Annotated in this window: 13 protein-coding genes; 2 read left to right on the top strand and 11 right to left on the bottom strand. The window is 31.2% G+C overall.

Annotated elements, in window-relative coordinates:
• Nucleotides 1-19 precede the first annotated feature (19 nt).
• From HMPREF2846_RS07420 to HMPREF2846_RS07400, 5 genes are all read right to left on the bottom strand, one after another.
• The gene (locus HMPREF2846_RS07420; protein ID WP_000088091.1) at nt 20-343 is read right to left on the bottom strand and encodes a JAB domain-containing protein; all 324 of its coding nucleotides are present in this window, start codon (nt 341-343) and stop codon (nt 20-22) included.
• Nucleotides 336-542 carry a hypothetical protein gene (locus HMPREF2846_RS07415; protein ID WP_001077283.1) on the bottom strand — a complete coding sequence of 69 codons (207 nt, stop codon included), beginning with the start codon at nt 540-542 and terminating at the stop codon, nt 336-338. Before HMPREF2846_RS07415 ends, HMPREF2846_RS07420 begins: the two co-directional genes overlap by 8 nt.
• 1 nt (nt 543) lies before the next feature.
• On the bottom strand, nt 544-1,065 hold the full coding sequence (locus HMPREF2846_RS07410; protein ID WP_000836008.1) for a DUF1643 domain-containing protein: 522 nt from the start codon (nt 1,063-1,065) through the stop codon (nt 544-546).
• Between the two features lie 18 nt (nt 1,066-1,083).
• Nucleotides 1,084-1,395 (bottom strand): DUF960 family protein, encoded by a 312-nt coding sequence (locus HMPREF2846_RS07405; protein ID WP_070626352.1) that lies wholly within the window; start codon nt 1,393-1,395, stop codon nt 1,084-1,086.
• Nucleotides 1,396-1,479: 84 nt separating this feature from the next.
• Nucleotides 1,480-1,830 carry an SAUGI family uracil-DNA glycosylase inhibitor gene (locus HMPREF2846_RS07400; protein WP_061054979.1) on the bottom strand — a complete coding sequence of 117 codons (351 nt, stop codon included), beginning with the start codon at nt 1,828-1,830 and terminating at the stop codon, nt 1,480-1,482.
• 523 nt (nt 1,831-2,353) lie between these two features.
• Between HMPREF2846_RS07400 and HMPREF2846_RS14390 the strand changes: the two genes are divergently transcribed.
• A complete protein-coding gene (locus tag HMPREF2846_RS14390) occupies nt 2,354-2,497 on the top strand; it encodes a hypothetical protein (protein ID WP_158257850.1) in 144 nt (47 codons plus the stop codon).
• Nucleotides 2,479-2,643, top strand: coding sequence for a hypothetical protein (locus HMPREF2846_RS14190; protein ID WP_226956313.1), 165 nt, complete (start codon nt 2,479-2,481; stop codon nt 2,641-2,643). The genes HMPREF2846_RS14390 and HMPREF2846_RS14190 overlap by 19 nt, the downstream gene beginning before the upstream one ends.
• Nucleotides 2,644-3,122: 479 nt before the next feature.
• Here HMPREF2846_RS14190 and HMPREF2846_RS07390 read toward each other — a convergent pair whose 3' ends face one another.
• From HMPREF2846_RS07390 to HMPREF2846_RS07360, 6 genes are all read right to left on the bottom strand, one after another.
• Nucleotides 3,123-3,617 (bottom strand): GNAT family N-acetyltransferase, encoded by a 495-nt coding sequence (locus tag HMPREF2846_RS07390; RefSeq protein ID WP_061054980.1) that lies wholly within the window; start codon nt 3,615-3,617, stop codon nt 3,123-3,125.
• 255 nt (nt 3,618-3,872) lie between these two features.
• The gene (locus HMPREF2846_RS07385; protein ID WP_061054981.1) at nt 3,873-5,249 is read right to left on the bottom strand and encodes an amino acid permease; all 1,377 of its coding nucleotides are present in this window, start codon (nt 5,247-5,249) and stop codon (nt 3,873-3,875) included.
• Between the two features lie 778 nt (nt 5,250-6,027).
• Complete coding sequence (locus tag HMPREF2846_RS07375) at nt 6,028-6,249, bottom strand: hypothetical protein (protein WP_061054983.1); 222 nt, start codon at nt 6,247-6,249, stop codon at nt 6,028-6,030.
• A 13-nt stretch (nt 6,250-6,262) separates the two neighbouring features.
• Complete coding sequence (locus HMPREF2846_RS07370; protein WP_061054984.1) at nt 6,263-6,760, bottom strand: DUF1643 domain-containing protein; 498 nt, start codon at nt 6,758-6,760, stop codon at nt 6,263-6,265.
• Nucleotides 6,761-6,775: 15 nt separating this feature from the next.
• Complete coding sequence (locus HMPREF2846_RS07365; RefSeq protein WP_070626351.1) at nt 6,776-7,087, bottom strand: DUF960 family protein; 312 nt, start codon at nt 7,085-7,087, stop codon at nt 6,776-6,778.
• Between the two features lie 86 nt (nt 7,088-7,173).
• A complete protein-coding gene (locus HMPREF2846_RS07360) occupies nt 7,174-7,524 on the bottom strand; it encodes an SAUGI family uracil-DNA glycosylase inhibitor (protein WP_061054986.1) in 351 nt (116 codons plus the stop codon).
• Nucleotides 7,525-8,073: the final 549 nt, after the last annotated feature.

Below are 8,073 nucleotides of genomic sequence, written 5' to 3'. Positions count from 1 at the left end.
CTTTAACTACTATTATTTATTATACTATGGTTAATATGTCTCCACTTGGGTGGTTATGGCCAATAATCATACCCGTTGCGTTACTTAATATGGCTGTTTTAAATATTTCTCGAGGATGTATAACCGCAAAATTAATGGTTCCTATAGAGACGGTTTCAATATGTGTAGGTTCATTTTTGCTATTCAAGCAAATTAAAATGAAGTGTTCTCGGTCAGCATTTCCTATGAAGTCACGCATAATATCAGCAGCGTCTTTTGGTTCTTCAATACGTCTTTTTAAATACCAAAGTGTATCTTCTTTAACCATTTGGACTTTGACAACATCTATTCTTTTTCTACTCATTATGGATAAGCTCTATACTTTCTATTAAGTCAGGGTGAACAATGGATGTGATAGAATCATCATTCATATAAATGGAATATAGCTCATCTAATTCTGAATTATTTTTTTTGTTTGATGAAAAGGCGATAATGCCTTTAATAACATCGATGTGTGGTTGATGCATTAAATATTGGTATACTTCTTTCCATGTTTGATTCATTCTATTTAGTCTCCTTTAATGGTTTAATTGTCCATGCCTTTCTAGCGTATGGATTTAATGGATGCATGATTTCATTTGTTTGAGGATTTGTTAATATACTGATTTTCTTACTGTGAGGTTTTAACATGTCTAATACTTCATTCACTCGATTTTCCACAAGAGGTTTTTTTCCGTAGGAACCCCAAGCCAATAAAACACTATCGGCTTCTTTGACAGCTTTCATAATGTGAATATCCGTGTGCTTGTCATGGCTGTTTTCGATATGTTTTAAATTAATGGGGGTATCAATATTTGAAAAAAGATTTATAAAATTAACGCCACCATATTCATCTTTTTCAGCTACTTTATTGACAATAAGTTGTGTTGTAAGGTCAACGTTGATAACACCATCATAATGAGGATACATCGTTATAATTGTAAGTACTTCTTTATCAATATCCCAAGTTTTCTTGAGAAGATAACGATGCATTTTATCCTGACTAAATATCGCTTCAGTTTCTAATACACTTTTGATTGATTTCATTTTATCTAACTCCTTTATTTAATATTCTTCAGGTAACAACATGACGTAATAAGAAAGGTCTACATCATCTTCTCGGATAATGTAGACCTTATTAATATTGATAGCTTTTGAATAATTTGCCTTATGAATTTTTACGTACTCTGGACGTTCTTGCTTATGTTTGATATATAATTGACTATTATGCATATTGAACTGGAATATATGAAAGTAATCAATCTCTTCTAGTTCCTTGAATTGTTCGTTTTCGCGTTGTGGTACAAGTTTCCATAACTGTTGCTGCAACATTGCCGGCAAGTAATTGGCAATACCACGTGTAATATAACGTTCCATGCTCATTTCTTCTTTTCTATATCTTTTATTATTGTAATAACTTCTGTAATGACTGTGACGCTTATCTGAGCTATGTGTATCCATTTATTCATTATTATAATTCTCCTTTTCAAGTAAGTGTCTTTGATCTAGTAGTGGCATAACTGTGTTATGAAGATATAAGAAGTCCATATCGTTTGTTTCATCAATATAACCAATCGCAATAAGTTGTTTCTGATAGTAGAGTATAAAGGGGTATATATGATTTTCATGAAGTGTATCAGAGTAGTAAGTATACGTATGAAGAATTTTGTTGGTAAGTGGACCAAGTCTGACATATTGATCAGGAAGGATATTATCTGCCACTTCCTTGATAGATTCACATTCCCATTTTTCGTCCTGTGGTAGACTGAATAAGTTTGTTATATAGTGCTTGAGTTGTTGTTCTAGTGTCATCATTATGACCTCCTAATGTGTTTGATGGATGTATGCATGTGATACATCATTTTGATAATATAAGTTTGAAATAACGTTTGTTTCGCTTAGAAATCCCACTGAAATACTGAAAAGATCCCAACCGAAAGTCGTAATAATTGTTGATATGACAAGGAAATCCCGTTATCCCGATCATTTCTTAGGAAATATAGCTATATATTTATATATAGTTTGGATTTGTAGGTGTAGTTATGATTTACTTTTTTCTTTTTATATTATTTATTTATAAATGATAATGGGATTTTGGGATTACGCTTGCGTAATCCTTCTTATACATGAAGTTATCCAATCCCGTTACTATCCCGCTTGTATTTTATTTTGGGATGTTCTTTCGTCATATCAATATAAGCTTCACATTGAGTCATGAGTAGTTAGCGTGTTGAAGATATTTGTTAGATAGGTGTTATTGAATGACGAAAGGACACTGAATAAGTTGAAATACATATAACTTTGACTAAAGTGAAAGTCAAAGGAGTTGAAGCTAGTGGTAAGTTTTAGTAAATATGGTCATTATTCAGATGATGACTTGAAGTATGATATGAATGGTTTCATTAATGGTTATCATTTGCATGATGGAATATATATATTACTGATGAAGTATGGTCGCACATGCAGAAAGAACTTGTAAGTTTTGAAAAAGCTTTGAATGATTTAGGATTGAATTTTGATGATGCTGTTGCAGATGAAGAAGGTATACCTGAATTAGATGCAAAGAGAAAGTGTCTGATGGAAGATCCATACAGATTTCCATTTGAATATGATGAAGATAAGTGAGGTATATAACTGCACCTTACTTTTTATTAGATTTGAAGAAAGAGTGTTTGAGGCAAAAATAAAGACGAAGTGCTGAGGAGCACTTGTCTAATGTATGATTATTGAATATTTGGTTAATGATGTCATTATAAGATTGAAAGTAAAGTAAAACTACTTTTTGTTTATATTATTAATAACGGCAAAATCTAGTCATTTCAGTTGATAATTTTTCAAATTAGATAAAAAATGTCTCATCGCTTAACCCGTTGAAATCATCTTTTTATGCTACTGACTGGAAATTTATTGTATAAAAATCAGGTACTTTAACTTTACGGCTTTTCGATTTCGGGTCGCATAAACTATTAACGTTTTCATATTATAGGCATAATAATTGTTTATTGTTAAAATATATAAAACATTATTATTTTTAAAAAATATAATTTAAAAATAAAAAGGTTTAAACGCAGACAGAAGAATAGGGGGGAGTTATCTTTATACTATTAAATATATTCAGATTTCAATAATGACATAATATATGCATCTTTATATTTACCTTTAGTATAGAATTGCTCTTTGAGTAATCCCTCTTTTTTAAATCCTTGTGACTTATATATATGAATAGCTTTTTCGTTATCTGTATCAACAAATAGATAAATCTTATGCATGTTTAAAATATCAAAAGTATAACTTGTGGCTTTTTCGAATGCGAACTTTGCATATCCTTTACCACTGAATTCAGGTTTAATAATTATTTGTATTTCACAATTACGATGGATGTAATTAATTTCTACTAATTCAACAATACCGACCACTTGATTTTCATCTTCAACAATAAAACGTCTTTCTGATTCATCTAATAAATGCTTATCAAATAAATATTGAAGTTCCGTTAAAGTTTCATAAGGCTCTTCAAACCAATAAGACATAATAGAATATTCATTGTTTAATTCATGAACAAAAGGTAAGTCACTAACTTCTAATGCTCTTAGTTTCATAATTCCACTCCTAAAATTATTATTTATACTTGCATTATAAGTATAAATAATAAATAAGTCATCATTCACTGTAATTACTCTATTTAACAATTTAATCCATACTATTTCTCATTTTCTTACTATTCTCTAATCCTTCTGATTTATTATGCTTACTACAAAATTATAAAAATAGAGCTGAAGATACCTTTATTTATTACATGAAAATTCTAAATAAAACAACACATTCTCCAAATAATAGGGAATGTGTTGTTAATATTATTCCATTTCAACTTTCGCTTTATCAGATTCTTTTTTATATTTTTGATACATAATCCAAAGAATGATTGCCCATACCGGTATAAATAATACGCCAATTCTTGTTGAGCTGTTAATTAATAAGATTATAAAGATAAAAGCAAAGAAAGCTAAAATTGCAAAGGCCATATATTTTCCACCAGGCATTTTGAATTTGCTGTCTTTGTGTAATTCAGGATTACGTTTGACATAATTTAAATAGGCAATCATGATAAGTGTCCAAATTAAAATGTTCAATACTGTTGAAAATATTGTAATTTGAACGAATACTTTTGTTGCATCCTTAAATATTGCATTTAAAACAATAGAAATACTTAATAGTCCGCAAGTTACTAGAATTGCATAATGAGGTACACCATGCTTATTTGTTTTATGTAAGAATGGTGGTCCCTGTTTACGACCTGCTAAACCGTACATAGTACGACTATTTGCAAAAATGCCACTATTACACGATGAAGCAGCCGCTGTTAATACAACAAAATTAATGATACCTGCAGCAAATGGAATTCCAATTAGTCCGAATAATTTTACATAAGGGCTATCAGCAGGATTTAATTTATCCCAGGGCACAACAGACATAATGACTGCTAATGATCCAATGTAAAAAATCAGAATACGTGCAGGTACATTATTAATTGCTTTAGGAATCGTTTTATGTGGGTTTTTAGTTTCCCCAGCTGTAATTCCGATTAACTCAATACCAATAAATGAAAAGATAGCCATTTGAAAGGCCATCAAGAAGCCTTGAATGCCATTTGGGAAAAAGCCATCTCTACTCCAGAGGTTTGTTACACTTGCTTGGCCGTATGACGTTTTCATTCCAAGCACAATCATTACGATTCCTACAATAATTAAAGCTACAATTGTTATAACTTTAATTATTGAAAGCCAAAATTCTAATTCTCCGAATAACTTTGCACTGAATAAGTTTAAAGCTACTAATACTAAAATAGTAAATGCAGCTGTAAGCCAGTTAGGTACAGTCGGATACCAATATGAGACATACTTAGCAACTGCTGTAACTTCAGCCATACCTGAAATAATCCAAGTAAGCCAATATGTCCAACCAACCATAAATCCAGCAATTGGACCGATATAATGATGGGCAATATCTCCAAACGATTTAAACCCTAAGTTTGATAAAAGAATTTCGCCCATTGCTCTCATAAACATAAATAATACAAAGCCAACAATAACGTAAGTTAATAAAATAGACGGACCAGCTAAATGTACAGATTCTCCTGATCCAAGGAATAATCCTGTACCAATCGCGCCACCGATAGCGATAAGTTGAATATGTCTATTACTCAACTCTCTTTGCAGTTTATCTTCTGACATATTTTTCTTCCCTTTCATGAGTAAGGTTATGACTGAAATAGTATGACTGTATTCAAGTACCCTTAGTTGTAAAATGAATGATTTTTCTGAATTTGAAATTTGGTTTAGTTAAAGTTAATAATACCCAAGTAAATGTATGTTAATCAAAAACAGATTGAATGCTAAATGTTGTCTGATTAACACAATTCAACATATTATTAACTGAAATTACCATTTTACATTTACCAAACAAATTACTTCTATTTATAAAAATCATCTCATAATTATAACACAATTCAAATGCAGAAAGTAGAACAAAAAATACTTATACCACGAGTAGGAGAAGGTCCGATAGATTTGCAAAATGCACACATTTATCTTTCTCATGGACTGTTATTGTGGGAAGAAGATTATATTGAAATTTATGATTTAAAACTAATGTTTATTAAAAAGGTTAGAGTAGATTTACTAAATTATATGGTTCTACTAAGTTCTAATGGGCATAAAGTGATTCATAGAAATGCTAATCAAACTTTAACGATTAAAGAATTAACTGAAATAGTTAATTGCAATAGCTAGTAATTCAATAGCTTGTGCTAGTTACACGTTTAAATATAATGTAAATGATAGAATATTAAGTGGAAATCTGATAAGGGATACACAGAACTACAACACTTGATACTAATAAGTAAATATGAAAATTTCTGTTATCAATAAAATAGAGTAAAGAAAATAAAAAATAATAGAGCCTCCTTCACCGCAAAGTGAAGGAGGCTCTAGTTTTATTGAAACATATATTTCATTTTGATAGATAGTAATTAATAATTTCTTGTGAATCAGTGTTAAATATCGTTATTATAGCATCATTATTCATAAAAACGTTATAAATTTTATCCAGTAATTCCTTTTCTTCAATAGCTGTAAAATGACGTGCTAGTCCTTTTGCGATTGATATATAATTTTGCGATGATAAGCGACTAGCAACCGTTCTCCAGTCTGATTGTGTAGTGTCATGGTTCATAGATAAACCTTTTTTATTTCAAGTTCCATTTTTGACGTGCTTTAGGATTGAGTGGATGCATGATTTCATTTGTTGCTGGGTTTATAAGCTTTTTAATTTTCTTTTTGTGAGGCTTCAACATTTCCATCACTTGCTCAACACGTTCGACGACAACAGGCCGCTTCGCATAGGCACCATAAGCAAGAATCACTGTGTCACTTTCACTTATCGCTTTCATCAAGTGAATATCAGTGTGCTCATCATATGGATTTTTGATATGTTTGAGATTTTCTGGACTTTTAATATTAGAGAATAGATTAACTAGATATACAGCGCCATATTGTTCAGAATTAGCTAATTGGTTAAGAATAAGAACAGTGGTAAGATCGAGTGATAATACGCCATCTAAATGAGGGTACATCGTTATGACTGTACATGCGGGTTTCTTGTTATCCCATGTCTTTTTTAGTAAGTAGCGGTGTTGTTCATCATCGCTAAATATGGCTTCTGTCGTACTTTTAATTGTATTCATATATCATCACTTCCTTTAGTATTCTTCTGGTAAAAGCATCACATAATAAAAAACGTCTACATCATCTTCTCGGATGACGTAGACTTTCTTAGGTATTGCGTTTTGATTTTTTACATAGTTTGTATAATGATATTCCAATTTGTACGAGGGTTGTTCTTGTTCATGTGTAATAGAGAGTATATTATTATCTTCTTGTAGTTTAAAAATGTGTAGGTAATCTGTATGACTTGGATAATCTCTTTCTTTTACCATGTTCCAAAGTAATATTTGAAGGTCTAGAGATAGGTGTTCACTAATGCCTCTTGTGATGTATCGATTGATTTTCATGTTATTTTACCTCGTTTTGAATTTCTTTCATGATGATAATTGCTTGGCTAATAATCGTAACTGATATTTGTGCCACTTTGATCCAATTATTCATGGTGAGTTCCTCCTTCTCTTAGTAGATGACGTTCATCGATAATCGTATTTTTAGTATCTGTAAGATATAGAAAGTCCATATCAAAGTGATCGAGATAACCAATGCTGATGAGCTGGTTATTGGCGTACATAAGGAATGGATAGATACTTAGCTCATGTAGCTCATCATTATAGTAGGTATAAGTTTCAAGTGTAAGATGTGCAAGTGGGGTATGGTCTACAAAGCGAGTAGGAAGTATATTTTCTGCTGCTTCTTCTAACGCTTCACATTCCCATGTTTCGTTGTTAGATAGTTGGAATAGACGAGTTATATATTGTTTGAGTTCTTGAGTGGTTGTTTTCATATCATTGCCTCCTAGATAGTGTGATAGTGATGTAGTTGATATACATCATTGGGATAATATATATTTGATTTGTCATTTATTACGGATCCCGGTGGTAATAAGAGAAAATTCCATATAAAAACCCGCTACAAACGTTGGTGTGACAAGGAAATCCCGTTATCCCGCTCATTTCTCAGGAAATATAGCTATATATTTATATATCATTTGGGATTGTAGATGTCAGTACGACTTACTTTTTCTTTTTATATTATTTATTTATAAACAATAATGGGATTTCGGGATTACGCTTGCGTAATCCTTATCCTACATGTATTTATCAAATCCCATTGTTATCCCGTTGGTTTATCATGATGGGATGTTCTTTCGTCATTCAATATAAGCTATAAATTGAATCATCAATGATATATATATCGAAATTTTCTATTAGTTGAGTGTTATTGGATGACGAAAGGACAATAAGTATAAATTTAACTTGTTTAAGGAAAAAATAAAGGCGAAGTGCTCCTCAGCACTTCGCCTCAGACCGTAGACAAACTACCGTTATAACTT

The organism is Staphylococcus sp. HMSC056G08 (assembly GCF_001812305.1).
GTDB classification, from domain to species: domain Bacteria; phylum Bacillota; class Bacilli; order Staphylococcales; family Staphylococcaceae; genus Staphylococcus; species Staphylococcus simulans.
The sequence above is the reverse complement of the archived record's forward strand: the minus strand, read 5'-3'. Positions and strand labels throughout refer to the sequence as shown.